Annotated in this window: 25 protein-coding genes; 15 read left to right on the forward strand and 10 right to left on the reverse strand. The window is 55.2% G+C overall.

Annotated elements, in window-relative coordinates; genetic code table 11:
• Positions 1-5: 5 nt before the first annotated feature.
• Positions 6-1,874 (forward strand): amidohydrolase, encoded by a 1,869-nt coding sequence (locus F9C28_RS07500; protein WP_199014611.1) that lies wholly within the window; start codon positions 6-8, stop codon positions 1,872-1,874.
• A 112-nt stretch (positions 1,875-1,986) separates the two neighbouring features.
• On the opposite strand, the gene F9C28_RS07505 is transcribed toward F9C28_RS07500, so the two are convergent.
• Both F9C28_RS07505 and acpH read right to left on the reverse strand, forming a co-directional pair.
• Positions 1,987-2,307, reverse strand: coding sequence for a putative quinol monooxygenase (locus tag F9C28_RS07505; RefSeq protein WP_199014612.1), 321 nt, complete (start codon positions 2,305-2,307; stop codon positions 1,987-1,989).
• 105 nt (positions 2,308-2,412) lie between these two features.
• Complete coding sequence (acpH, locus tag F9C28_RS07510; protein WP_199014613.1) at positions 2,413-2,994, reverse strand: ACP phosphodiesterase; 582 nt, start codon at positions 2,992-2,994, stop codon at positions 2,413-2,415.
• 121 nt (positions 2,995-3,115) lie between these two features.
• Between acpH and queA the strand changes: the two genes are divergently transcribed.
• From queA to F9C28_RS07540, 6 genes are all read left to right on the forward strand, one after another.
• Complete coding sequence (queA, locus tag F9C28_RS07515; RefSeq protein WP_199014614.1) at positions 3,116-4,189, forward strand: tRNA preQ1(34) S-adenosylmethionine ribosyltransferase-isomerase QueA; 1,074 nt, start codon at positions 3,116-3,118, stop codon at positions 4,187-4,189.
• Positions 4,190-4,364: 175 nt separating this feature from the next.
• Positions 4,365-5,495, forward strand: a complete 1,131-nt coding sequence (gene tgt, locus F9C28_RS07520) for a tRNA guanosine(34) transglycosylase Tgt (RefSeq protein WP_199014615.1) — start codon at positions 4,365-4,367, stop codon at positions 5,493-5,495.
• Between the two features lie 14 nt (positions 5,496-5,509).
• Entirely contained in the window at positions 5,510-5,842 is a 333-nt protein-coding gene (gene yajC / locus F9C28_RS07525; protein WP_199014616.1) for a preprotein translocase subunit YajC, read from the forward strand.
• A gap of 27 nt (positions 5,843-5,869) precedes the next feature.
• Positions 5,870-7,717 (forward strand): protein translocase subunit SecD, encoded by a 1,848-nt coding sequence (gene secD / locus F9C28_RS07530; protein WP_199014617.1) that lies wholly within the window; start codon positions 5,870-5,872, stop codon positions 7,715-7,717.
• Between the two features lie 10 nt (positions 7,718-7,727).
• Positions 7,728-8,699: a protein translocase subunit SecF gene (secF, locus tag F9C28_RS07535; protein ID WP_199014618.1), complete on the forward strand. Its 972-nt coding sequence runs from the start codon at positions 7,728-7,730 to the stop codon at positions 8,697-8,699.
• 755 nt (positions 8,700-9,454) lie between these two features.
• Entirely contained in the window at positions 9,455-10,615 is a 1,161-nt protein-coding gene (locus tag F9C28_RS07540; protein ID WP_199014619.1) for a porin, read from the forward strand.
• A 367-nt stretch (positions 10,616-10,982) separates the two neighbouring features.
• Here F9C28_RS07540 and F9C28_RS07545 read toward each other — a convergent pair whose 3' ends face one another.
• Complete coding sequence (locus tag F9C28_RS07545; protein ID WP_199014620.1) at positions 10,983-11,864, reverse strand: nucleoside-specific channel-forming protein Tsx; 882 nt, start codon at positions 11,862-11,864, stop codon at positions 10,983-10,985.
• 318 nt (positions 11,865-12,182) lie between these two features.
• On the reverse strand, positions 12,183-12,716 hold the full coding sequence (locus F9C28_RS07550; RefSeq protein WP_199014621.1) for a DUF3251 domain-containing protein: 534 nt from the start codon (positions 12,714-12,716) through the stop codon (positions 12,183-12,185).
• Between the two features lie 158 nt (positions 12,717-12,874).
• On the opposite strand from F9C28_RS07550, the gene nrdR reads away from it, so the two are divergent.
• From nrdR to pgpA, 6 genes are all read left to right on the forward strand, one after another.
• Entirely contained in the window at positions 12,875-13,324 is a 450-nt protein-coding gene (gene nrdR, locus F9C28_RS07555; protein ID WP_199014622.1) for a transcriptional regulator NrdR, read from the forward strand.
• 4 nt (positions 13,325-13,328) lie between these two features.
• Entirely contained in the window at positions 13,329-14,432 is a 1,104-nt protein-coding gene (ribD, locus tag F9C28_RS07560; protein ID WP_199014623.1) for a bifunctional diaminohydroxyphosphoribosylaminopyrimidine deaminase/5-amino-6-(5-phosphoribosylamino)uracil reductase RibD, read from the forward strand.
• Positions 14,433-14,518: 86 nt separating this feature from the next.
• Complete coding sequence (gene ribH, locus F9C28_RS07565) at positions 14,519-14,989, forward strand: 6,7-dimethyl-8-ribityllumazine synthase (RefSeq protein WP_199014624.1); 471 nt, start codon at positions 14,519-14,521, stop codon at positions 14,987-14,989.
• Between the two features lie 22 nt (positions 14,990-15,011).
• Positions 15,012-15,431, forward strand: a complete 420-nt coding sequence (nusB, locus tag F9C28_RS07570; RefSeq protein WP_199014625.1) for a transcription antitermination factor NusB — start codon at positions 15,012-15,014, stop codon at positions 15,429-15,431.
• A 51-nt stretch (positions 15,432-15,482) separates the two neighbouring features.
• The gene (gene thiL / locus F9C28_RS07575) at positions 15,483-16,454 is read left to right on the forward strand and encodes a thiamine-phosphate kinase (RefSeq protein ID WP_199014626.1); all 972 of its coding nucleotides are present in this window, start codon (positions 15,483-15,485) and stop codon (positions 16,452-16,454) included.
• Positions 16,438-16,953, forward strand: a complete 516-nt coding sequence (gene pgpA, locus F9C28_RS07580; protein ID WP_199014627.1) for a phosphatidylglycerophosphatase A — start codon at positions 16,438-16,440, stop codon at positions 16,951-16,953. The genes thiL and pgpA overlap by 17 nt, the downstream gene beginning before the upstream one ends.
• An 860-nt stretch (positions 16,954-17,813) precedes the next feature.
• On the opposite strand, the gene F9C28_RS07585 is transcribed toward pgpA, so the two are convergent.
• The 4 genes from F9C28_RS07585 to xseB all read right to left on the reverse strand — a co-directional run bounded on the left by F9C28_RS07585 (position 17,814) and on the right by xseB (position 21,883).
• Positions 17,814-18,788, reverse strand: a complete 975-nt coding sequence (locus F9C28_RS07585; RefSeq protein WP_199014628.1) for an aldo/keto reductase — start codon at positions 18,786-18,788, stop codon at positions 17,814-17,816.
• A 70-nt stretch (positions 18,789-18,858) separates the two neighbouring features.
• The gene (gene dxs, locus F9C28_RS07590) at positions 18,859-20,721 is read right to left on the reverse strand and encodes a 1-deoxy-D-xylulose-5-phosphate synthase (protein ID WP_199014629.1); all 1,863 of its coding nucleotides are present in this window, start codon (positions 20,719-20,721) and stop codon (positions 18,859-18,861) included.
• A gap of 17 nt (positions 20,722-20,738) precedes the next feature.
• Complete coding sequence (gene ispA / locus F9C28_RS07595) at positions 20,739-21,641, reverse strand: (2E,6E)-farnesyl diphosphate synthase (protein ID WP_199014630.1); 903 nt, start codon at positions 21,639-21,641, stop codon at positions 20,739-20,741.
• Entirely contained in the window at positions 21,641-21,883 is a 243-nt protein-coding gene (xseB, locus tag F9C28_RS07600; protein ID WP_199014631.1) for an exodeoxyribonuclease VII small subunit, read from the reverse strand. Before xseB ends, ispA begins: the two co-directional genes overlap by 1 nt.
• Before the next feature lie 226 nt (positions 21,884-22,109).
• Between xseB and thiI the strand changes: the two genes are divergently transcribed.
• Entirely contained in the window at positions 22,110-23,558 is a 1,449-nt protein-coding gene (gene thiI / locus F9C28_RS07605) for a tRNA uracil 4-sulfurtransferase ThiI (protein WP_199014669.1), read from the forward strand.
• Between the two features lie 64 nt (positions 23,559-23,622).
• Here thiI and yajL read toward each other — a convergent pair whose 3' ends face one another.
• Positions 23,623-24,213: a protein deglycase YajL gene (gene yajL, locus F9C28_RS07610; protein WP_199014632.1), complete on the reverse strand. Its 591-nt coding sequence runs from the start codon at positions 24,211-24,213 to the stop codon at positions 23,623-23,625.
• Complete coding sequence (panE, locus tag F9C28_RS07615; RefSeq protein ID WP_199014633.1) at positions 24,173-25,087, reverse strand: 2-dehydropantoate 2-reductase; 915 nt, start codon at positions 25,085-25,087, stop codon at positions 24,173-24,175. Before panE ends, yajL begins: the two co-directional genes overlap by 41 nt.
• 141 nt (positions 25,088-25,228) lie before the next feature.
• On the opposite strand from panE, the gene F9C28_RS07620 reads away from it, so the two are divergent.
• On the forward strand, positions 25,229-25,720 hold the full coding sequence (locus F9C28_RS07620; RefSeq protein WP_199014634.1) for a YajQ family cyclic di-GMP-binding protein: 492 nt from the start codon (positions 25,229-25,231) through the stop codon (positions 25,718-25,720).
• Positions 25,721-25,759 lie beyond the last annotated feature (39 nt).

The raw sequence follows: 25,759 nt of genomic DNA on the forward strand, positions 1-25,759 counted from the left end.
TATCCATGTCTGACAACGCTTCATTGATCCTTACTAACGGTAAATTTCATACTCTCGATCGGGAAAACCCGCTTGCGGAGGCTGTCGCCATCGCGCACGGGAAGATCCTCGCCGCGGGCAGTGAGTCTTATGTGATGGGCTTTGCCGGTGAGCAAACCCAGCGGGTTGATCTCCAGGGGCATACCGTGATCCCCGGCCTTAATGACTCCCACCTGCATTTGATTCGCGGCGGTCTGAACTACAACCTCGAACTTCGCTGGGAAGGGGTGCCGTCTCTGGCGGATGCGCTGCGGATGTTGAAAGATCAGGCAGCACGCACCCCGTCACCCCAGTGGGTGCGGGTGGTGGGGGGCTGGTCTGAATTTCAGTTCGCCGAACGGCGGATGCCCACCCTTGAAGAACTGAACGAGGCCGCGCCGGATACCCCGGTCTTTGTGCTGCACTTATATGATCGCGCCTTGTTGAACCGCGCCGCCCTGCGGGCTGTCGGTTATACCAAAGATACCCCGGCCCCGGCGGGGGGCGAGATAGTCCGCGATGCCAAAGGTAATCCCACCGGGATGCTGATAGCCAAACCCAATGCCACCATCCTCTACGCCACCCTGGCAAAAGGGCCGACGCTGCCGCTGGAAATGCAGGTGAACTCGACTCGCCAGTTTATGCGCGAGCTGAACCGGCTGGGGATCACCAGCGCCATTGATGCCGGCGGCGGCTTCCAGAACTATCCCGAGGATTATCAGGTTATTGAACAACTGCACAGCGCCGGACAGATGACCGTGCGGATTGCCTATAACTTGTTTACCCAGCGCCCGCAGCATGAGCTGGAGGATTTCGAAAAATGGACCGATATGCTGAAGCCAGGCCAGGGAACGGATTTTTACCGTACTAACGGGGCGGGAGAGATGCTGGTGTTCTCGGCGGCTGACTTTGAAGATTTCCTGCAACCGCGCCCTGATTTACCCGCCGGTATGGAAGGGGAACTGGAGCGGGTGGTGCGCCATCTGGTGGAAAACCGCTGGCCGTTCCGTCTGCATGCCACCTATAACGAATCCATTAGCCGAATGCTGGATGTGTTCGAGAAGATCAACCGCGAGGTGCCATTTAACGGGCTGCACTGGTTCTTTGACCACGCGGAAACCATTACCGAACAGAACATTGAGCGCGTCAAGGCGCTGGGGGGCGGGATTGCGGTGCAGCACCGGATGGCCTTCCAGGGGGAATACTTTGTGGACCGCTACGGCAGTGATGCGGTGAAACATACCCCGCCGGTGGCGAAAATGCTCAGTATGGAAGTACCGGTGGGGCTGGGGACCGACGCCACCCGGGTGGCCAGTTATAATCCATGGACCGCGCTCTACTGGCTGGTATCTGGCCGCACCGTTGGCGGCCTGAAAATGTATGACGACGATAACCGTTTGCCCCGGGATGTGGCCCTCGAACTGTGGAGCGCCGGGAGTGCCTGGTTTTCGAATGAGCAGGGGAAAAAGGGCCGTATCCAGGCCGGGCAACTGGCGGACATGGTGGTGTTATCTAAGGACTACTTCAGCGTTCCCGAAGAAGAGATCAAGGGCATTGAGTCAGTATTGACGCTGGTGGACGGCAAAGTGGTGTATGCCACCAGCCGGTTCAGCCCGTTAGCCCCGCCGCCTATTCCGGTGGTGCCGGACTGGTCGCCAGTGGTGAATGTTCCGGGTCACTACCGTTCCGCCCCGCCCGCGGCGGCGAAAGTGGGCATGATGGCCCAGGTTCATCAGTGTTGCGGTAGCTGTAATGTCCACGGGCATCAGCATGATATGGCGCGTTTGTCAGGGATCCCGGTGTCTGACGATAACGCCTTCTGGGGGGCATTAGGCTGTTCGTGTTTCTCGTTCTGATTGTTGGTTGTGCTTGCTTTGCCCGGTTGGTAGTGACTCCTGAAAGGTGCCCATTTGGCACAAGGCCACAGCGTTGCTGTGGCTTTTTTTTTGGATATTGCGCCGGGCGGCGTTAGCTCAGTAGCGCCATACGCTGGACACTCAGGCTTTCCAGCTTGCCATCGAGGAGGGCGAGAAAGTCATCGTGATAGGGCATCGCCACGTGTTTTTTCAAATCCGCCTCTGAGGCCCAGCGCTCAATAAAGACAAACGAGACAGCCCCGGTGTTGGCCAGATTGCGCACGTCGGGAATGGCGTGGCTCTCATGCAGATCATATTGCAGACACCCCGCCTCCCGGTGGGTGGGGGCGACCATGGCCCGGGCGGCGGCTCTGACCGCATCAATATCTGCCGGGAACGGGGTTAGCGTAGCGACTATTTTAACTTCACTCATAGGGGCCTCTTATGTCATTGTCATCGACCCGGGGAGGCCGGGCCTGCGTTATTCAGGGTAGTGATGAAGCGCGGGATCTGCCAGACAGGTGGCGAGAGGTGAGATCTACAACTGCTTATTTCCCGCCTGCTGCATCATGCGTGGGTAAAATTGCCAGAATAATTGCTCCAACTGGTGGTAATGCTGGTCAAGATCTTGCCAGGAATCACTGAGTGCCGCCAGGCGCGGGCGGCGGCTGGCCATCCTGTTCAGCACCCCGGCAATAAACGCCATTTCGCGGTAGCGCTCCAGCCAGCGTTCGGACCACATGACATTATTGAGATGAATAAAAGAGGGCGGTGTGCCGGGCAGGGCGGGGACAATCTCAGCCTCGGCCTGGTGAACAAAGTCTGCCAGGGACTGGTGTGGGGAGATCTGCTGCCAGTGGCGGGAGAGAAAATGGTCCCACATGACGTCCAGGGTGATCGGCGCCACGCGGCGGGTGTGGGGGCTGAACCACTCCCGGGCAATACGCACCTCCGGGAGGTTATCTGTCAGGGCGTCGATACGGCGGTGCATATAAATGCCGGCCACTACGTCCGGTTGCCAGTTATCCGCGGGGTTACCGCGAACAAAGTCCGCCAGAATATTCCCCAGCAGCGAGCTGTTCGCCAGGCTGGCAAGATGCAAATGTGCAAGAAAGTTCATCGATCCGGGTTGTCGCCTGTTAATTCACCCCTGAGGGTTCAAAAAATAGCTTATCGGTTGCAGGGAGCGCGCCCCGGCACTAGACTAAGCCGCCTGTTTTTTCTGTCATGAGTGTACCACCATGCGTCTTAGTGATTTTTCTTTTGAATTACCCGAGTCCCTGATTGCCCACTATCCCCAGCCGCAGCGTAGTGCTTGCCGCTTACTGTCTCTGGACGGGCCGACCGGAGCGCTGACGCACGGGGTATTTACCGATCTGCTGGAGAAACTTAACCCCGGTGACCTGCTGGTGTTTAACAACACCCGGGTGATCCCGGCCCGCCTGTTTGGCCGTAAAGCCAGCGGCGGTAAAATTGAGCTGCTGGTGGAACGGATGCTGGACGACAAGCGCGTGCTGGCCCATATCCGCGCCTCTAAAGCACCGAAACCGGGCGCCGCGCTGCTGCTGGGTGACGATGACAGCATCAAGGCTACCATGATAGCGCGTCACGATGCCCTGTTTGAAGTGCAGTTTGAGGATGATCGCCCGGTACTGGATATTCTCAACCAGATTGGCCATATGCCGCTGCCGCCTTATATTGACCGGCCAGACGAAGACGCCGACCGTGAGCTGTACCAGACAGTATACAGTGCCCGGCCTGGCGCCGTTGCCGCGCCCACCGCGGGGCTGCATTTTGACGAACCGCTGCTGGCGGCGTTACGGGCGAAAGGGGTGGAGCTGGCGTTTGTCACCCTGCATGTGGGGGCCGGGACCTTCCAGCCGGTGCGGGTAGACAGCATTGAAGAGCACGTGATGCACTCTGAGTATGCGGAAGTGCCCCAGCAGGTGGTGGATGCGGTGCTGGCCTGTAAAGCCCGGGGGAACCGGGTGATCGCCGTGGGCACCACGTCGGTACGTTCTCTGGAGAGTGCGGCCCAGGCGGCACAAGCGGCGCTGATTGCGCCATTCTTCGGCGATACCCAGATCTTTATCTACCCAGGCTACCAGTATCAGGTCATTGATGCGCTGGTCACCAACTTCCACCTGCCGGAGTCCACGTTGATTATGCTGGTGTCGGCTTTTGCCGGTTATCAGCACACCATGCACGCCTATCATGAGGCGGTAAACGCCGAATATCGGTTCTTCAGCTATGGCGACGCGATGTATATCACGTACAATCCGCAGGCCATTAATGAACGCCCCGGGCAGGATTAACGCCTCTGGTGGCCGCCCGGCGGTCACTGTTCTGGCCGCGCCCCGGTAATTCGGGGCTTCTGGCTATTTTCAAACTGATGCCGTCTGATACCGGCAGCCAGATTAACCACTGACTGCGGGGCGACCCCGCGGTAATGATTAACCATCAGACTGTTTTTCTGATGCGGGAGGAAATGTGAAATTTGAATTGGATACTACCGACGGTCGCGCCCGCCGCGGTCGCCTGGTATTTGAGCGCGGTGTTGTCGAAACCCCGGCATTTATGCCAGTGGGGACTTACGGCACGGTGAAAGGAATGACCCCGGAAGAAGTTGAAGCCACTGGTGCGCAGATAATTCTCGGCAATACGTTCCACCTGTGGCTGCGCCCGGGCCAGGAGATCATGAAGTTGCACGGGGATCTGCATGATTTTATGCAGTGGAAAGGGCCGATTCTGACCGATTCCGGCGGCTTCCAGGTTTTCAGCCTCGGGGATATTCGCAAGATAACCGAAGAGGGGGTTCACTTCCGTAACCCTATCAACGGTGACCCTATCTTCCTGAGCCCGGAAAAATCCATGGAAATCCAGTATGACCTGGGTTCCGACATCGTGATGATCTTCGATGAATGCACGCCGTACCCGGCAGACTGGGATTATGCTAAGCGCTCGATGGAGATGTCCCTGCGCTGGGCAAAACGCAGTCGCGATCGCTTTGATGCATTGGGTAACAAAAATGCGCTGTTTGGCATTATTCAGGGCAGTGTTTACGAAGATTTACGCGATATCTCTATAAAAGGTCTGGTGAATATTGGCTTTGATGGCTACGCTGTCGGCGGTTTGGCGGTCGGCGAGCCGAAGCCAGACATGCACCGTATCCTTGAGCACGTATGCCCGCAAATACCGGCGGATAAACCGCGTTATCTGATGGGGGTTGGTAAGCCGGAAGATTTAGTGGAAGGGGTACGGCGCGGTATTGATATGTTTGACTGCGTCATGCCAACCCGTAATGCGCGTAACGGGCATTTATTCGTCACCGACGGTGTCGTAAAAATCCGTAATGCGAAGTATAAAAGCGATACTTCTCCGCTGGATGAAGGTTGTGATTGCTATACGTGTCGCAATTATTCACGTGCTTACTTGCATCATCTGGACCGTTGCAACGAAATACTGGGTGCTCGTCTGAATACAATCCATAATCTGCGCTACTATCAGCGTTTAATGGCCGGTTTACGCCAGGCCATTGAAGAGGGTAAATTAGAGCAGTTTGTCGCGGATTTTTACACGCGCACAGGTAAACCGGTTCCACCTTTAAATGTTAATAAATAAACGAGGGAATTTTCATGAGCTTTTTCATTTCTGATGCGGTAGCCGCCACGGGTGCTCCAGCGCAGGGCAGCCCGGTATCACTGATTTTGATGTTGGTGGTTTTCGGTTTGATCTTCTATTTCATGATCCTGCGTCCGCAGCAAAAACGTACTAAAGAGCACAAGAAGCTGATGGAGTCCATCGCTAAAGGTGATGAAGTGCTGACCAATGGTGGCCTGGTGGGTCGCGTCACCAAAGTGGCAGACAATGGTTATATTGCTATCGCGCTGAATGAAACCAATGAAGTGGTTATCAAGCGTGATTTTGTCGCAGCCGTTCTGCCGAAAGGCACAATGAAGGCGCTGTAATTTTTCGTTTTCCCAAAGGGAACTGCCGTGTTAAACCGTTATCCTTTGTGGAAGTACATTATGCTGGTCGTCGTGATTATCGTCGGCCTGCTGTATGCGCTCCCCAACCTGTATGGTGAGGATCCGGCTGTTCAGATCACTGGCGCGCGCGGTGTCGCCGCCAGTGAAAAAACGCTGATCCAGGTCCAAAACACTTTAAACCAGGAAAAAATAACCCCCAAAGCCGTGGCGCTGGAAAATGGCGCAATTCTTGCGCGTTTTGACTCCACAGATACCCAGCTGCGCGCCCGCGAAGCGTTGATGTCTGTGATGGGTGACCAGTATGTTGTCGCGCTTAACCTGGCACCGGCTACGCCGATGTGGTTAAGGATGATCAACGCTGAGCCGATGAAACTGGGTCTTGACCTGCGCGGTGGTGTGCACTTCCTGATGGAAGTCGATATGGACACTGCCCTGGGTAAACTCCAGGAACAAAACATGGATAGCCTGCGCAGTGACCTGCGTGAAAAAGGCATCATCTGGACCAACGTTCGCAAAGCGGATAACTACGGTCTGGACATTATCTTCCGTGACAGCCAATCCCGCGATAACGCCATCTCCTGGCTGCAGCCGCGTCACCGTGATCTGGTTATCAGCTCTCAGGGGAGTAACGGTCTGCGTGCGGTAATGAGCGATGACCGCCTGCGTGAAGCGCGTGAATATGCGGTACAGCAAAACATCACTATTCTGCGTAACCGTGTTAACCAGTTAGGGGTTGCCGAGCCGCTGGTACAGCGCCAGGGGTCTGACCGTATCGTGGTTGAGCTGCCGGGTATTCAGGATACCGCACGTGCCAAAGAGATCCTCGGCGCGACAGCGACCCTGGAGTTCCGTCTGGTCAATACTAACGTGGATCAAACTGCAGCAGCATCTGGCCGGGTGCCGGGTGATTCTGAAGTGAAACAGACCCGCGAAGGCCAGCCTGTGGTCCTCTTCAAGCGCGTGATCCTGACCGGTGACCATATTACTGACTCAACGTCCAGCATGGATGAGTACAACCAGCCCCAGGTTAATATCTCCCTGGACAGCGCTGGCGGTAACATCATGTCTAACTTCACCAAGGACAACATTGGTAAACCAATGGCGACCCTGTTTGTGGAGTACAAAGACAGTGGCAAGAAAGACAGTAACGGCCGCGCGGTGCTGATGAAAGAAGAAGAAGTTATCAACGTGGCGAACATTCAGTCTCGTCTGGGTAACAGCTTCCGTATCACCGGTATCAACAACCCGAATGAAGCGCGCCAGTTGTCTCTGCTGCTGCGTGCCGGTGCGTTGATTGCGCCTATTCAGATTGTCGAAGAGCGTACCATTGGCCCAACCCTGGGGATGCAAAACATCAAACAGGGTCTGGAAGCGTGCCTGTGGGGTCTGCTGGTGTCTATCGCGTTTATGATCATCTTCTATAAGAAGTTTGGTCTGATTGCGACCACGGCGCTGATTGCTAACCTGGTGCTGATTGTGGGGATTATGTCTCTGCTGCCGGGGGCAACGCTGACCATGCCTGGTATTGCCGGGGTCGTGTTGACACTGGCGGTAGCGGTGGATGCTAACGTACTGATTAACGAGCGTATTAAGGAAGAACTTAGTAATGGTCGTACAGTACAGCAAGCCATTGACGAAGGTTACCGCGGGGCGTTTAGCTCAATCTTTGATGCCAACATCACTACGCTCATCAAGGTTATCATCCTGTACGCGGTAGGGGTCGGGGCTATTAAAGGCTTTGCTATCACTACCGGTATCGGTGTTGCCACGTCAATGTTTACCGCAATCGTTGGTACCCGTGCCATCGTAAACCTGTTGTACGGCGGCAAACGCATCAACAAGCTGTCTATTTGAGGAGTGCGTTGTGGCACAGGAATATACGATTGAACAATTGAACCACGGCCGTAAAGTCTATGACTTTATGCGCTGGGATTATGTGGCCTTTGCTATCTCCGGCATTTTGCTGATCGCCTCCATTGTTATCATTGGGATGAAAAGCTTTAACTGGGGGCTGGATTTTACCGGCGGTACCGTTATCGAAATTACGCTGGAAAAACCAGCGGATCTCGACACCATGCGCGGTGCGCTGGAAAAAGCCGGTTTTGCCGATCCGCTGATCCAGAACTTTGGCAGCAGCCGCGACATTATGGTGCGGATGCCGCCAGCGTCTACCGAAAACGGTAGCCAGGAGCTGGGCAGTAAAGTGCTGGGGGTGATTAACCAGTCCACAGACCAAAACGCGGCGGTTAAGCGGATTGAGTTTGTTGGGCCCAGCGTCGGGGCTGACCTGGCGCAGACCGGCGCCATGGCGCTGCTGGTGGCACTGATCAGTATCCTGGTGTACGTTGGTTTTCGCTTTGAATGGCGTCTGGCGGCGGGGGTCGTTATCTCCCTGGCGCATGACGTGGTCATTACCCTGGGGATCTTGTCACTGTTCCATATCGAAATTGATATGACCATTGTGGCGTCCCTGATGTCGGTTATCGGCTACTCGCTCAATGACAGCATCGTGGTATCTGACCGTATTCGTGAGAACTTCCGTAAGATCCGCCGCGGTACCCCGTATGAGATCTTTAACGTCTCGCTGACCCAGACACTGCACCGTACGTTGATAACCTCGGGGACCACGTTGATGGTTATCCTGATGCTGTATATCTTCGGCGGGGCGCTGTTACAGGGCTTTGCGCTGACCATGCTCATCGGGGTGTCTATCGGTACCGCCTCTTCTATTTATGTTGCCTCTGCGCTGGCCCTGAAACTGGGGATGAAGCGTGAACATATGCTGCAGCAGAAAGTAGAGAAAGAAGGGGCCGATCAGCCGTCCATTCTGCCGTAAGGCTGAGGTCTACCGGGCAGTTGAGGCCCGGTAGACCTCAAAAGTTGTGATGAGAAGGGCCCATGTTCAGCATGGGCCCTTTTTTTGTCTGGGGTTAGCGGGGCGGTGTGCGCTTAACCGGCATAACCCACCCGCCCAGATGACTGGCCGGGATACCCATCCGGGTTAGCTGCCGATAGCGCCAGCAACACGGCCAGCATAAATAGCCAGAGTAGTCTCAATCCCCATTGGGGGGCAGGGCGGGTAATACTGCGATATTTATTGGGGGAAACGGGCAAAAAGGACGATGACAACAGTAACTTTGAATTATAGACCCACTATTTGGATCGCGAATGAAAAATAATAGTAGGTGATTATTATGCGGTTACCTGGACAGTTTTATTTCGGTGGTTTATAGTTTGTACGGTGAATTATGTATAAAAACACCGGCTAAGTTGCTGTAATCAATGATAATTATAGGGTGTCTTTTGTTGTCATTTTTTTATCAACAAAAAATGTATGGATATCATGATAACAAGTAGAGGTTCTTGAGGATTATCTGTTGTCATTACCGGATAAGACATAAAACGTTACATCCTTGTTGGTTAGCATTCTGTGCCCTTAAAAAGGATGGCAATTAATTTATATGCAACTTTCTGTATAATCCGGGCTCCTGTTGGCTGGCGATAATTTTATTAAATCAACTCTAAGATTAGCTCCAATATCAATATTCTTTATCGCCTTAATATTTCCTTACTGTTATACTGGAGACTGAAGTGCAATTTACCAAAGCAGCTTCAATTCGTATTCTTACCAGTAGCGCGGCACTGGCATTAGCAGTGTTGAGCGTACCGGCTCATGCAGATATAACTGTATTGAGTAAAAATAAAACCGGTTCTGCGATTCTCGACCCGCTCACTGTAGCGGTCGGTGGTAGCCTTCGTCCGGGGTTTGTATGGAATAATGGCCCGGAGCCGGGATACTATAAAAACGGATACGATACCGGGAGCCGTTTACATGCGGTAGGATCTTATGATCTGTCCGATCATACCTCTCTGATTGCTTATTATGAGATGGGTCTGGATATGGGGCATGTCCTGAAATGGGATGCGCACTATGATCATGATGGTTATAAAGATATTCAGCGCCAGATGTACGGCGGTATTAAAGATGACACCTGGGGTACCCTGACTTACGGTCACCAATATGGTGTGTACTACGATACCGTTGGTGGTAAGAGTGATATGTGGGACAACGATGGTCTCGCAAGTGCTAACTGGATCGGTTTTAACGGTGATTATGATGGCGGTGAACGCCCGAAAAACACCATTAAATACAGCAATACCTGGGGTAAATGGACAGTACGCGCTGACTATCTGCTGCCGGAAGATGAAAAGTATGCTGACGAATCCATGCGCTACCGCCGTAACCACGGTATGGGCCTGGGTGTGGAATATGCCTTCCAGGATGATTTAACCCTGGGCGCCGCATGGAACCAGACCACCGCCACGGTAAAAGACGACACCAACGACGGTCAGAGCCGGAAATATAAACAGAAATTCTCCGGTATGGCGTTAACCTGGACCCCGAACAACTGGTACCTGGTCACGACCGCGACTTACTATGATCACTATGTGCCGAGCCGTCGCGATACCGCGAATGCCACGCACTACTTTGCCGGTGATGGTTATGGTCTGGAAGCCTTCGGTGGTTATACCTTTAACATCGATAAGCCGTGGCTGACCTCTATCATGCCGTATGTGGCACAGGATACGTTACGCCTGAAAGGCGGTGAAAATTACCAGGCAAACCACACCTATGTGGGTGTGTGGACAACGGTTGCTTATGGCTTCTCGTTCTACCTGGAACGTACTTTCGCCAGCTCTTCAGACAACGAGCCGGATACCACCTGGTTTACCATCTACTACGATTTCTGATCCCTTATCAGATGTCGCTTTCCAAACTCCGGGCCCTGGCCCGGAGTTTTTTTTTGCCCGCCAGACGCAGTCTGCTACGGCATTTCTTGTCTTGTGATCAATATTGCGCGTTATATAACTGTGGCGTAACCGAATACAAATCAATAATAGACTGCGGCGGGAAGGTTCCCGCCAGACATATATTGATGAGGGAATAGTGAATTATTATTGGTGGTGGGGTGAGGGCGGAGCTTGCTATTTGGCTCACGGCACCATAAGAAATCAGTATCAATAACCCGGCGCTGGGGGGCATTATTTTGTGCAGGCTTGGTGATAAATAAAAAGGGCCGGTATCACCGGCCCTGATATTGTTGCCCGGAAGAGGGGATCAGAAATTGTAGCCCACGACCAGATAACCACCCCAGCCGGTGGAGCGCACGTTGAAATTACCGTTGCCAAAGTTCAGCTCGGCATTGTCATTCCACTGGCCACCGTTATGGAAGTAACGGGCCACGACGGAGTAGTGCCAGTGATCATAGTTCAGGGCCAGAATGTGGCTGGATGCGATAGAGTTATCGGTACGCATTTTGCCGCCGTTCAGGTCGGTGCCACCGTTTTTGTCCAGATCAGAGCCCCAGTCAAAGTTAGTGAACCCGATATAGGTCAGGTTACCGCCCCACAGGCTGGTGATTGGAATAAAGTATTTTACTTTGAAGCGGTAGCCGTCCCATTCGTTCTGGTTGGCGGCGCCGTAGTTTTGCCACTGATATTTGGCATAGATATTCAGTGACAGGCCGATGGGCAGGCCGGTGTTGATATCTGTCCCAAGGCCCATATACCAGGTGCTCTGGCGGCCTGCGGCATTGTGGCCCATGTCATAAATGTAGTTATTGGCAAAATACCATTCTTTAAACGGCCCGAAGCTCAGGTCCAGCCCGGTGAGCTTATCAATGGAAAAACGCGGCTCGATTTCCATAAACAGCGGGGAGCCGTGGTTCCAGATCCCGGTGGAGTTACCGTCACCACCAAAGAAACGGGGGGCATCCACATAGCCGTAGAAATCAAACCAGTCCTTTTTCGCAAAGGCTTCATATTCGAGGTAGGTATCGTTACGCAGTTGGGGTCCGAAACGGGTGTGATAGCTACTGACAACGTTGACGCTCTGGTGCCACCAGTCGGAGAGGTATTCACCCTGGTTATTCGCTGCTACCGCGGAAGACGCGCCGGAAAATGCCATCACTGCACCGGCAGCTAAAAGCGTTTTTTTCATTTTTTTGCCACTATTTGTTGGTGAGACCTGCGGGACGGGGGGGTCACGCCTGTTCTGAATTACCGGTTATCTCCCCGGTTTTTTCTGGGCTCTATTATAGAAATCATTGCTCACAAAAATACGTGTTGTTTCACAATAACGCGACACACGTAATCGATTGCTTTCACGTTTTAGAGCATTGGGTGCGAGATTCTAGCGGCATTCGCTGATTTGTCCACTCTTTTGGGCGTTTTTTGGCATTTATCCGGTAAGCGGTGCGCCCTGTGGCAGCGGGCGCCGCAAAAAAAGTGTTACCCGATGCGAAAATATTACCTGGGGTTATTGATCGACCGGCTGGATGTTATGCACCCGAATAAACGTATTGTCGTCGTCAATCAGGCCAGGGAGTTCAATGGACTGATCGACCGTGGTACTGGTTGCCGGGAAGTGTACCGTCTTGTGGCGGGTTTCGGTTTCCACCGGGTGCCCGACAGTACCGGTTAATTGCCCCCAGACAATGGCGGCAGTGAAGGCCGGTAGGGCCCGGCCGGATTGGGTATGAATATGCATCACGGTTTGCATCCGGCCATCAATATTCTGGGCAGGATCAAGGGTTATCACCAGGGTGCCGAGTTGGCTATACAGTTTTGCCGGGCCGTTAGCGTTGGGCAGCAGATAAGCGCCCTGTTCTGATGCCGCATTCAGGGCATTTTGGCGGCTGAGGGCTACACTTTGGTCACTGAGCTGATCCATTTGATGGTTCAGACTGGTGACTTCCTGACGGATTTGCCGCACCTCACTGCGCTGGGCACAGGCGGTTAATGTCAGGCACAGTAGCGGCGCCATTATTTTCAGGTAACGTCCTGGTTTCATCGGTTATTTCCTGGTGATTTTCACTCTCTTTATGGTAGTCGTCTGGCGCGGGAAAATCAGGTGGTATTTGTCCCAAAGCGTGCTCTTGCTTTTGTCCCGGTGGGAGTCGCGGTAAACTAGGCGATATTTCTCCCCATTATCGTTACTCAGGAAGCACTATGCATTGCCCATTCTGTTTTGCCGTGGACACGAAAGTGATCGATTCCCGCCTGGTAGGGGAAGGGGCATCAGTCCGTCGTCGTCGTCAGTGTCTGGTTTGCCACGAACGCTTTACCACGTTTGAAGTCGCCGAACTGGTGATGCCCCGGGTGATTAAAAGCAACGATGTGCGCGAGCCGTTCAACGAAGAAAAGCTGCGTAGCGGCATACTGCGCGCGCTTGAGAAGCGCCCGGTCAGCGCCGATGATGTAGAAAACGCCGTGAACCATATTAAGTCCCAGCTGCGCGCCACCGGCGAGCGCGAAGTACACAGCAAATTTATTGGCAACCTGGTGATGGAACAGCTTAAAAAGCTGGATAAAGTTGCCTATATCCGTTTTGCCTCGGTGTATCGTAGTTTCGAAGATATCCGGGAGTTTGGCGAAGAGATCGCCCGTTTACAGGATTAATACTATGAAGGACGAGTATTACATGGCCCGGGCCCTTTCGCTGGCGGGCAACGGACGTTTTACTACCGCCCCTAACCCGAATGTGGGCTGCGTGATTGTACGCGACGGGGAGATTGTCGGCGAAGGCTTTCACTATCGGGCCGGTGAGCCCCATGCCGAAGTGCATGCCCTGCGTATGGCGGGGGATAAAGCCTGGGGGGCGACCGCCTATGTCACTCTGGAGCCCTGTAGCCATCATGGCCGTACCCCGCCGTGTTGTGAAGCGTTGATCAATGCCGGGGTTACCCGGGTGGTGGCCGCCATGCAGGACCCGAACCCCCAGGTGGCCGGGCGCGGGCTGCACAGCCTGCAACAGGCCGGTATCGCGGTCAGCCACGGGCTGATGATCAGCGAAGCCGAAACCCTGAACCGCGGCTTTCTGAAGCGGATGCGTACCGGTTTTCCGTGGCTACAGGTGAAGCTGGGGGCCTCTCTGGACGGGCGTACTGCCATGGCGTCGGGTGAGAGCCAGTGGATAACCTCTGCGCAGTCGCGCCGGGATGTACAAAGGCTGAGAGCCCAGAGTGCCGCGATTCTTACCAGTAGTGCCACGGTGCTGGCGGACGATCCGTCACTGACCGTGCGCTGGGATGAACTGGACAGCGCCAGCCAGGCGATATATCCCCGGGAAGATCTTCGCCAGCCGGTGCGGGTGGTTATCGATAGCCAAAGCCGGGTTACCCCGCAGCACCGGATTATCAGCCAGCCGGGTAACACCTGGCTGGTGCGGCCGCAGGCGGATGACCACGTGTGGCCTGAGTCAGTTGAACAACTGATTATTCCCCGCCACCAGGGGCATATCGATCTGGTCCTGCTGCTGATGCAACTGGGCAAGCGCCAGATCAACAGTGTCTGGGTTGAAGCGGGGCCACAACTGGCCGGGGCGCTGTTACAGGCCGGGGTGGTTGATGAATTGATTCTGTATATTGCCCCCAAACTGCTGGGCAGCGATGCCCGTGGCCTGTGCCATTTACCGGGCCTTGAACACCTGGCAGACGCCCCGGCGTTCAGTTTTAGTCAGGTCCGCCAGGTTGGCCCGGATCTGTGTGTGCATTTGTCACCGGCTTAAGTCGCTATGTAAAACGTAAGCAGTGACGAAAAGATTATGATAAAATCCGCCCCCCTCAGGGGCACCTGAACCTGTTAAGGAAGAATATGAACATTATTGAAGCTAACGTATCTGCACCAGATGCTCGTGTTGCCATCACCATTGCCCGTTTCAACCACTTCATCAATGACAGCCTGCTGCAAGGGGCTCTTGATGCGCTGAAACGCATTGGTCAGGTGAAAGATGAAAACATCACCGTGGTCTGGGTTCCGGGTGCATACGAGCTGCCGCTGGCGACAGGTGCCCTGGCGAAGTCCGGTAAATACGATGCCGTGGTGGCGTTAGGGACAGTAATTCGTGGCGGTACCGCGCATTTTGAATATGTTGCCGGTGGGGCCAGCAATGGCCTGGCGCACGTCTCCCAGGACTGTGAGATCCCGGTTGCCTTTGGTGTTCTGACGACCGAAAGCCTGGAACAGGCTATCGACCGCGCCGGGACCAAAGCCGGTAATAAAGGCGCCGAGGCGGCCTTGACCGCGCTGGAAATGATTAATGTATTGAAAGCCATTAGGGCTTGACCAATTTTGTAAGGGGAATTCCGTGAAACCTGCTGCTCGTCACCGCGCTCGGGAGTGTGCCGTACAGGCGCTTTACTCCTGGCAGTTGTCCCATAACGATATTGCTGATGTTGAATATCAGTTCCTGGCTGACCAGGATGTGAAAGATGTGGACGTGTTGTACTTCCGCGAGCTGCTGACCGGTGTGGCAACCAATAGCGCTTATCTGGATGGCCTGATGAAACCCTGGCTGTCCCGCCAACTGGAAGAGCTGGGGCAGGTGGAAAAAGCCGTTCTGCGTATTGCGCTGTTTGAGCTGGCAAAACGTTCTGATGTGCCGTACAAAGTGGCCATCAACGAAGCCATCGAGCTGGCAAAAACCTTCGGCGCCGAAGACAGCCATAAATTTGTCAATGGCGTGCTCGATAAAGCCGCTCCGCAGATCCGTCCCCACAGAAAGTAATCTTTAAGGCCGGTCCATCCGGCCTTGTTTTCTTCTGCCGAGGCAAAACCTATGGCTTGTGGCGAATTCTCTCTGATTGCCCGTTACTTTGATCGTGTCCGCCGCGCACGCGCGGATGTTGATACCGGTATCGGCGACGATTGTGCACTTCTCACTGTCCCTGATAAACAACTGCTGGCCATCAGCACCGATACGCTGGTATCGGGGGTTCACTTCCTGGCCGATATCGATCCGGCGGATCTGGGCTATAAAGCGCTGGCGGTTAACCTCAGCGATTTAGCGGCTATGGGCGCTGATCCCGCCTGGCTGACCCTGGCCCTGACGCTGCCAGAGGTGGACGAAGCCTGGCTGGAAGCCTTTAGCGACAGTCTGTTTGAACAACTCAGTTATTACGAAATGCAGCTGATCGGCGGCGATACCACCCGGGGCCCGCTGGCGATGACCCTGGGTATTCACGGGTTAGTGCCTGTTGGTCGGGCGCTCACCCGCAGCGGGGCTAAACCGGGGGACTGGATCTACGTGACCGGTACCCTCGGGGACAGCGCCGCCGGGCTGGCTATCCTCCAGCAGCGGCTGACCGTGCCTGATGCCGCCGCCCGGGATTATCTGGTACAGCGCCATCTGCGCCCGACACCGCGCATTTTACAGGGGCAGGGGCTGCGGGAGCGGGCCAGCAGCGCTATCGATCTCTCTGACGGGCTGGCGTCTGACTTGCGCCATATTCTCACCGCCAGCGACTGCGGGGCGCGCATTGATGTTGATGCGTTACCGTTATCGGACGCCTTACGCAGCCACTGTGATGCCGCACAGGCCCTGCGTTGGGCGCTGAGCGGCGGCGAGGATTATGAGCTGTGCTTTAGCGTGCCGGAGCTTCACCGCGGCGCACTGGATGTGGCACTGGGCCATTTAGGCGTTCCCTTCACCTGCATTGGACAAATGTGCGCGCCATCGGACGGGCTACTCTATACCCGCCACGGTGAGCCAGTTATTCTGGATGAAAAAGGCTATGACCATTTCGCGTAGCGATAAACAACAGGCAAAACAGCGCCTGAATTTAGCTAACCCCTGGCACTTACTGGCCACCGGGTTTGGCAGCGGCCTCAGCCCGGTTGTACCGGGCACCATGGGGTCGTTAGCGTCGATCCCGTTCTGGTGCCTGTTGATTATGCTGCCCTGGCAGCTCTATTCGCTGGTGGTGATGTTCGCCATCTGTATCGGGGTGTACCTGTGTCACGTTACCGCAAAGGACATGGGGGTTCATGACCACGGCAGCATCGTCTGGGACGAGTTTGTCGGGATGTGGATAACGCTGATGGCGTTGCCGGTGAATAACTGGCAGTGGGTACTGATTGGCTTTGTGGTGTTCCGCATCCTCGACATGTGGAAGCCCTGGCCGATCCGCTGGTTCGATAGCAATGTCCAGGGCGGTATGGGGATCATGATCGACGACATTGTCGCAGGGGTGATTTCCGCCGGTATTATTTACCTGGTTGGCCACCACTGGCCGCTGGGGATAATCTAATTTACCCATCAGGGAGCGTCGGCTCCCTTTTTGTTGGCCGCTGGTGGTATGGGGCGCGGGTAAAGAATTTGATAAATAAACACCTCAGATAATGGCGGTATTTTTTGTCAGGTAATAGCGCCGGCTGCCGCCAGCGGTTAATTCGCCATAAATGCGCCGAACGTTTCTTGCTATTTTAGCCATCGCTATCATTACTGCTGTCTGGGCGGGAGAGCGATTATTATTTCGCTAAAACCGCAGAGTAGCCGGCGGATATTTTGTAAAAAGTCAGAATTATATCCCCCCCGTATTGTGTGAACGTTCTCACCCCTGGGCTTCGGTGGCTCTGGTAGGCTATGCTAATCAGAGCACCGACACCGCCTGTGGCGCAGGCTGCCGCGGGTGGCCTGCCGGTTGTCGTCAGGCAGGCCCGGAAAAATGAAAAAGTGTGTTTCATGCGCGTAGGGTATATCCGGAAAACAGGGGGTATCCGCGCCAGTAATATTTATCCTTTTTTGTTTTTTTTCATTAATTAGCCGGGGGATGGGCAGGCAGTAAATAGCATAACGAGTAGGGTACTGCGGCGTTGCTTACTGCGGTAATTGTGAGCAGACTAACTTAAATAATCGCGTTAGGTTATTTTCCCATGATGCTATTAGAATTTTCGGCCATTATTGCTGTCGTTTTTTTATTACCGCTCCTTTTTATTTGGGTGATAAAGAAAATCGAACAAGATGCTGAATGAGCACCGGCCAGGCCGGCGCCGGGTAGCGACGCAATAACGGTATCACCCCCGCCGGTTCTGCGCTTTTTGTGGTGCAGCGCGTGCTGTTGCCTCGCAACGGGCCCCGCTCCCGGGGCCCATAGCACGCCGAAAACGATCAGCTAAATCCGACCACATGATGGGGCTGGTAAGGGGTTTCCAGCTCGGCAATCTGTTCCGGGCTCAGGGTCAGATCTACGGCGTTAAGCAAATCATCCAGCTGTTCCTGGCGCGAGGTGCCGATAATCGGCGCGGTGACCCCGGGTTTGCTCAGCAGCCACGCCAGCGCCACCTGGGCGCGGCTGGCCCCGGTATCGTGGGCGATATATGCCAGGCGCTCGGCGATTTGCGCGTCGTTCTCTTCACTGCTCTGGTAGAGGCTCTTGCCGAACTCATCGGAAATCAGCCGGGCGGTGGTCTCCCCCCAGGGGCGGGTCAGACGGCCCCGGGCCAGTGGGCTCCATGGCAACACCGCGATCCCTTCGCTGTAGCACAGCGGCAGCATCTCCCGTTCTTCTTCGCGCTGGATAAGGTTGTACTGATCCTGCATGGTCACGAAGCGGGTCCAGTTATGCTTGTCCTGGGTGTAGATGGCTTTGGCAAACTGCCAGGCATGCATCGAGGAGGCGCCAATATAGCGGGCCTTCCCGGCTTTCACGACATCGTGTAAAGCTTCGAGGGTCTCTTCCAGCGGGGTAGTGTAGTCCCAGCGGTGAATTTGCAGCAGATCGACATAATCCATTCCCAACCGGGTCAGGCTGTCGTCAATTGAGCGCAGGATCTGGGCCCGGGAGAGCCCCTGGGGGAGGTCCCCCACCTGGTGATACACTTTGGTGGCGACCACTACCTCATCACGGCGGGCAAAATCACGGAGCGCCCGGCCAACAATCTCTTCACTACTGCCAGCGGAGTAACTGTTAGCGGTATCGAAGAAATTAATGCCGCGCTCAAGGGCGTGCTGGATAATCGGGCGGCTGCTCTCTTCAGGCAGCGTCCAGGCGTGGTTACCCCGGTCCGGTTCGCCAAACGTCATACAGCCGAGGCACAGGCGGGATACCTTCAGATCGGTATTGCCGAGTTGCTGATAGTGCATTTATTTCACTCCTGCTGATGCTAGTGTTCTGTTGCTTTAGCATAGCAGGAGTGGGGTCAGGGGGCGGCGATCAGGCCAGCCAGTTTTTGATGCGGGTCAGGATCTGGTCACTATTCAGGCCGGCATCGGCCCGGGCTTCATCCTGGGTACCCTGGGGGATAAAGTGGTCAGGCAGGCCGATATTCAGTACCGCTACCGGGCGACGGTGGGCCATCAGCACTTCATTTACGCCGCTACCGGCACCGCCCATAATGGCATTCTCTTCGAGGGTGATCAGCGCGTCGTGGCGGGCGGCCAGTTCGAGGATCAGCGCCTCATCGAGGGGTTTAGCAAACCGCATATCCACCAGGGTGGCATTGAGGGTTTCCGCCACGGATGCGGCTTCGCCAATCAGGGTGCCGAAGTTGAGAATCGCCAGTTTTTCCCCTTCACGCTTAATGATCCCTTTACCGATGGGCAACCGCTCGAGGGGCTGTAACGCCACCCCGGTAACATTGCCGCGCGGGTAGCGCACGGCGCAGGGCCCTTTCGGGTAGTGGTAGCCGGTGTACAGCATCTGGCGGCATTCGTTCTCATCACTCGGGGTCATGATAACCATGTCGGGAATGCAGCGCAGGAAGGACAAATCAAACGCGCCCTGGTGGGTCTGGCCGTCCGCGCCGACAATACCGGCCCGGTCAATGGCAAACAGCACCGGCAGTTTTTGAATGGCGACATCGTGGATCAGCTGATCGTAGGCGCGCTGTAAGAAGGTGGAGTAGATAGCCACTACCGGCTTATAGCCACCAATGGCGAGGCCCGCCGCAAAGGTGACTGCGTGCTGCTCGGCAATGGCGACATCGAAATATTGTTCGGGGAACTTGCGCGAGAATTCCACCATCCCGGAGCCTTCACGCATCGCCGGGGTGATGGCCATCAGTTTGTCGTCCCCCGCGGCGGTTTCACACAGCCAGTCACCGAAGATCTTCGAGTAGGTCGGGGTGGTATTGGTACTCTTCGGCAGTTGCCCGGTCAGGGGATCAAATTTCGGCACCGCGTGGTAGCTGATGGGGTCTTTTTCGGCGGGGGCATAGCCCCGGCCTTTCTTGGTCATGATATGTAAAAACTGCGGGCCTTTCAGGTCGCGCATGTTTTTCAGGGTGCTGACCAGCCCCAGCACATCGTGGCCATCCACCGGACCAATATAGTTAAAGCCCAGCTCTTCAAACAGGGTCCCTGGTACCACCATGCCTTTGATATGCTCTTCGGTGCGTTTGAGCAGCTCTTTAATTGGCGGCACGCTGGAGAACACTTTTTTGCCGCCTTCCCGCAAAGAGGAGTACAGCTTGCCGGACAGCAACTGGGCGAGGTGGTTATTCAGGGCGCCGACATTTTCAGAAATTGACATCTCATTGTCGTTCAGCACCACCAGCATATCCGGGCGAATATCCCCGGCGTGGTTCATGGCTTCAAAGGCCATTCCGGCGGTGATTGCGCCATCGCCAATCACGCAGACCGTGCGCCGGTCTTTGCCTTCTTTGGCGGCCGCCACCGCAATACCGATACCGGCGCTGATCGAGGTGGACGAGTGGCCAACGCTTAACACGTCGTACTCGCTCTCCTGGCGCCACGGGAACGGGTGCAGGCCATTCTTCTGGCGAATAGTGTCGATTTTGTCACGGCGACCGGTGAGGATCTTATGGGGATAGGCCTGGTGGCCCACATCCCAGATCAAGCGGTCAAATGGGGTGTTATAGACATAATGCAGTGCTACGGTGAGCTCAACAGTACCGAGCCCGGAAGCAAAATGTCCACTGGAGCGGCTTACGCTGTCCAGCAGATAGCGACGCAGCTCGTCACATAATTTGGGCAGCGTCTCTTTCGGGATCAGACGCAATTCTTCAGTGGACTCTACCAGTGCCAGAGTGGGGTATTTGGCAATATCAAAACTCATCACAGACTCATTATGTGTTATTTGTCACGCTGTACAATGTACCGGGCTAACGCTTCAAGGGTTGAGGTGTCCAGCGACTGTTGTGCCGCGAGCGTTTCCAGAACCTGGCAGGCATTAAGATAAAGCTCCTGTGCTCTGGCTTTTGCCTGTTCCAGGCCTAATATCGCCGGGTAGGTGCTCTTACCCAAATGCTGGTCAGAGCCCTGGCGCTTACCCAGCACGGCAGTATCGCCCACCACATCCAGAATGTCATCCTGCACCTGGAATGCCAGGCCGATGCAGTCCGCGTAGCTATCCAGCAAAGGTAATGCCTGGCGGCCCGCGTCACCGGCCGCCAGCGCGCCCATACGTACTGCTGCGCGGATCAACATGCCGGTTTTATGGCGGTGGATCTGCTCCAGCTCCGTAAGGCTGACGGACTGGCCTTCTGCCGCCAGATCCAGCGCCTGGCCGCCGCACATCCCGGCAATACCGCTGGCGTTGGCCAGTTCAGAAATCATTGCCAGCCGGGAGGCCGGGCTGACATTTTCCATCTCGTTGTCAGACAGTATAGAGAACGCCAGCGTTTGTAGCGCGTCGCCGGCCAGAATCGCGCTGGCCTCGCCAAATTTAATATGGCAGGTGGGCTGACCACGACGCAGATCGTCATCGTCCATTGCCGGGAGGTCATCGTGGATCAGCGAATAGGCGTGAATACACTCAACCGCCGCCGCCGGGACGTCCAGTGCGGCTGGCGCAACGCCAAACATCTCGCCGGTGGCGTAGACCAGGAACGGGCGCAGCCGTTTTCCGCCCAGCAGTGTGCCATAGTGCATACAGGCTACCAGTGGACTGTTCTGAAATGGCAGGGGAGCAATAAAACGTGTCAGTGCCTGATTGGCCCGCAAAGCCTGGGCCTGCAGCTGTTGCTTAAAATCCATTACTCAGCATCCGGCGTAAAAGGGGTAAGTGGTGCGTCTTCATTTTCACTCAGCAGGATTTGCACGCGCTGCTCGGCCTGCTGCAGTTTCACTTGTCCCTGACGCGCCAGTTGAATACCGCGCTCAAACTCGGTCAGGGCACTTTCCAGCGGTAAATCACCGCTTTCCAGACGGGTTACTATTTGTTCCAGTTCCTGAAGCGCGTTTTCAAAACTGGCTGGGAGTTCGTTTTTCTTCGCCATGGTAAATCTCTAACCCGGTAGGTGGTTATCATTTTGTGAAGCAGTATGGTAACCAGAACCCGGCGATAATCAAATAAGCCTTAATAGGTTGGTTATGTGCGCCGTCTCACAACAGTGATATACTTGCGCGCTTTGGATGCAGGCGCCAGTGGTGCGACTGCATATTTACTCTCTTCAGCCAGCGGACATCATCGTTGCATGGCTGACCAACGAATACTTAGTCGCCATGAAGTTTATCATTAAATTATTCCCGGAAATCACCATCAAAAGCCAATCTGTGCGTTTGCGCTTTATTAAGATTCTTACCGGGAATATTCGTAACGTTCTTAAGCATTATGATGAAGAGCTGGCTGTTGTTCGCCACTGGGACCACATTGTGGTGCGCGCCAAAGATGAAAGCCAGAAAACCGCCATCCGCGAGGCGCTGACCCGTATTCCGGGTATTCACCATATCCTTGATGTTGACGATATGCCGTTTACCTCGATGCACGACATCTTCGAGCAGGCCCTGGAAATGTACCAGGAGCGGCTACAGGGGAAAACGTTTTGTGTGCGCGTGAAGCGCCGCGGTAAGCATGAGTTCACCTCGATTGAGGTTGAGCGCTATGTGGGCGGCGGGCTGAACCAGCATATCGAGTCTGCCCGGGTAAAACTGACCAACCCGGATGTGACGGTAAATTTAGAAATCGAAGATGACCGTCTGCTGCTGGTGAAAGGCCGCTATGAAGGCATCGGCGGTTACCCGATAGGCACCCAGGAAGATGTCCTGTCGCTGATTTCCGGCGGCTTCGATTCCGGCGTTTCCAGCTATATGCTAATGCGTCGCGGTTGCCGGGTGCATTACTGCTTCTTTAACCTTGGTGGTGCGGCCCACGAAATCGGCGTTAAGCAGGTGGCACACTACCTGTGGAACCGCTTTGGCAGCTCCCACCGGGTACGCTTTGTGGCGATTAACTTCGAGCCGGTAGTCGGTGAAATCCTTGAAAAAGTCGATGACGGCCAGATGGGCGTGGTGCTGAAGCGTATGATGGTGCGCGCCGCCTCGAAAGTGGCTGAGCGCTACGGGGTTCAGGCCCTGGTGACCGGCGAAGCGCTGGGCCAGGTGTCCAGCCAAACCCTCACGAACCTGCGGTTGATCGACAATGTGTCTGACACCTTGATCCTGCGCCCGCTTATCTCCCACGACAAAGAGCACATCATCAATCTGGCCCGGGAAATCGGCACCGAAGACTTTGCCCGCACCATGCCGGAATACTGCGGTGTAATTTCCAAAAGCCCCACCGTGAAGGCGGTGAAATCCCGGATTGAAGCGGAAGAAGCCCACTTTGATTTTGCTATCCTCGACAAGGTTGTCGAAGAGGCGGTCAACATGGATATCCGCGACATTGCCCAGCAGACCACCGAGAGCGTGGTGGAAGTGGAAACCGTGCGCGGTGTGGACGCCAATGAAGTAATCCTCGATATCCGCTCCGTTGATGAGCAGGACGAGAAGCCGCTACAGCTAGACAATGTGACGGTGGTTGGCCTGCCGTTCTACAAGCTGAGCACCAAATTCGGCGATCTGGACCAGAGTAAAACCTACTTGCTGTGGTGTGAGCGTGGGGTGATGAGCCGTTTGCAGGCGCTCTATCTGCGCGAGCAGGGCTTTAACAACGTGAAAGTGTATCGCCCGTAACACCCGCGCTAAAAAAGCAGGCAGCCCGCAGGCTGCCTGTTGGGTGCATCACCAGGGCAGGGGATTAATCCGCGTAGTTATAAATTCCCGCCGCCAGCACTAACTGCGCCGCCACCTCGGCGGCTTTTTCTTTGCCCGCCAGCAGATCAATAATTTTTAGCGCGAAGTCAATACTGGTGCCCGGCCCCTGGCTGGTGAGCAGTTTGACGCGCTCGTCGTAGTAACAGCGTTTATCCATCCAGCTATCTGCCGGAATGGTGGCTTTTAAGCCCGGGAAGCCGGTCATATTGCCCAGCACAAAGATATTGTGGTGGGCCAGCACGGTGCCCGGCGCGGCGCAAATCGCCGCCACAATCCGGCCGGAGAGATGAAACTGGCGCACGGTTTCCACCAGCAGTGGGCTGTCGCGCAGGCACTCTGCGCCTTTCAGGCCGCCGGGCAGCACAATTACATCGAACTCGCCATCGGCCACGCTGACCAGCGGGGCATCCGCCAGCAGTTTTACCCCCCGGGAGCAGGTAATGGTGAGGTCACCGTCGCTGGCGACGCTGGCGGTGGTGGCCCGGATCCCGGCGCGGACCAGCAGGTCGATAGTGGTGACCGCTTCGGTCTCTTCACAGCCAGGTGCCAGGCAGATCAGCGCTGATGCGCTCATATTCACTTTCCTTCTGTTTAATCATTTCGAACAGGCGCCGGTTTTCCGGCAGGCTAATGCCGTGGGCCCGGCCCCGCTGGAGCAAATAGCCGGTGATGTAGTCAATTTCCGTGTGGCGTTGCAGGCGCACGTCCTGGAGCATTGACGAAATATTCTGGCCGGTGGTGTCGATTATCTGCTCAACATAGCTCAGCAGGCCCTCCGGGGAGGTGTGGTAGCCATCGCGGCCCATCACCAGCGCCACCTCCTGGCAGACGGCGGCCACCTCGTCACGGTGCAGGATAAGCGCCCCGTTGGGGCAGTTATAGATTGCCGTCAGCGGGTTGATTACGCAGTTTACCGCCAGTTTTTGCCAGCAGGCGGCGGCGATATCATCATGCCAGGCGACGTCTGGCAAGACCTGGTGCAGCCGTTCCGCCAGCTCGCTAAAGGCTTTACCGGCCGGGTTCCCCGGGCCGATATGGGTTGTTCCCCCGGCAACGTGAATAATCACATTACCGTCACGCCGGGCGGCGTGGGTGGTCACCCCCTGCAAGAGCGGATTGGGTAAGTCGCTGAGCTCATCGAGGGTGCCCATGCCATTGTGCAACAGCAAAATCGGGCAGCCCGGGGCGAGACTGGTTTTTAGGTTTTTAAGCGCCCCAAATACCTGCCAGGCTTTCAGTGTGACGATCAGCAGATCGCTGTTCGATAAAAATGCCGGATCGTTAGCGGTGAGCGTGTGGTTAAAAACACTGCCGTCAGTTTCAATCAGGTTAATACTGCAATAAGGCTGGGCTACCCGCAGCCAGCCCTGGACTTCATGTCCTTGTTTATACAGCGCTGTCAGCCAGAGTTGCCCTAAAGCACCACAGCCCAGTACGGTTATTTTCATTACGCCTCCCCACCCGGTACGGCACGGGTGTTGTTATTTCCCCTATTATAGCCTTAATAGGTTGCTAACCGCCTTAACGGGTTGTTTTGTACAATTCAGCGGGTATCATGCTTGCCAGTAAAACCTAAGGGAGAAGCGAATATGCCATCTTTTGATATTGTTTCTGAAGTCGAAATTCAGGAAGTCCAGAATGCGGTGGATAACGCCAGCCGTGAACTTGAGACCCGCTTCGACTTTCGTAATGTCACTGCCAGTTTCGAACTGAACGACAAAGACAAAACCATTAAAGTGGTCAGCGAGTCTGATTTTCAGGTAAACCAGCTGCTGGATATTTTGCGGGCCAAGCTGCTCAAGCGCGGCATTGAAGGCGGCTCTATTGAGGTGCCGGAAGAGTTTGAGCACAGCGGTAAAACCTGGAGCGTTAATGCGAAACTGCGCCAGGGGATCGACAGCGCCATGGCGAAGAAAATCGTCAAGATTATCAAAGACAGCAAACTGAAAGTGCAGGCCCAGATTCAGGGAGACCAGGTGCGGGTCACCGGTAAAGCACGCGATGATTTACAGGCGGTGATGCAGCTGGTGCGCAGCGGTAAGCTGGGCCAGCCGTTCCAGTTTAATAATTTCCGCGACTGATCCGTCAGCGCGATTAGCGATACAAAAAACGCCCCGTCC

Origin of the sequence: Shimwellia pseudoproteus, assembly GCF_016415625.1 — a bacterium.
Taxonomy (GTDB): domain Bacteria; phylum Pseudomonadota; class Gammaproteobacteria; order Enterobacterales; family Enterobacteriaceae; genus Shimwellia; species Shimwellia pseudoproteus.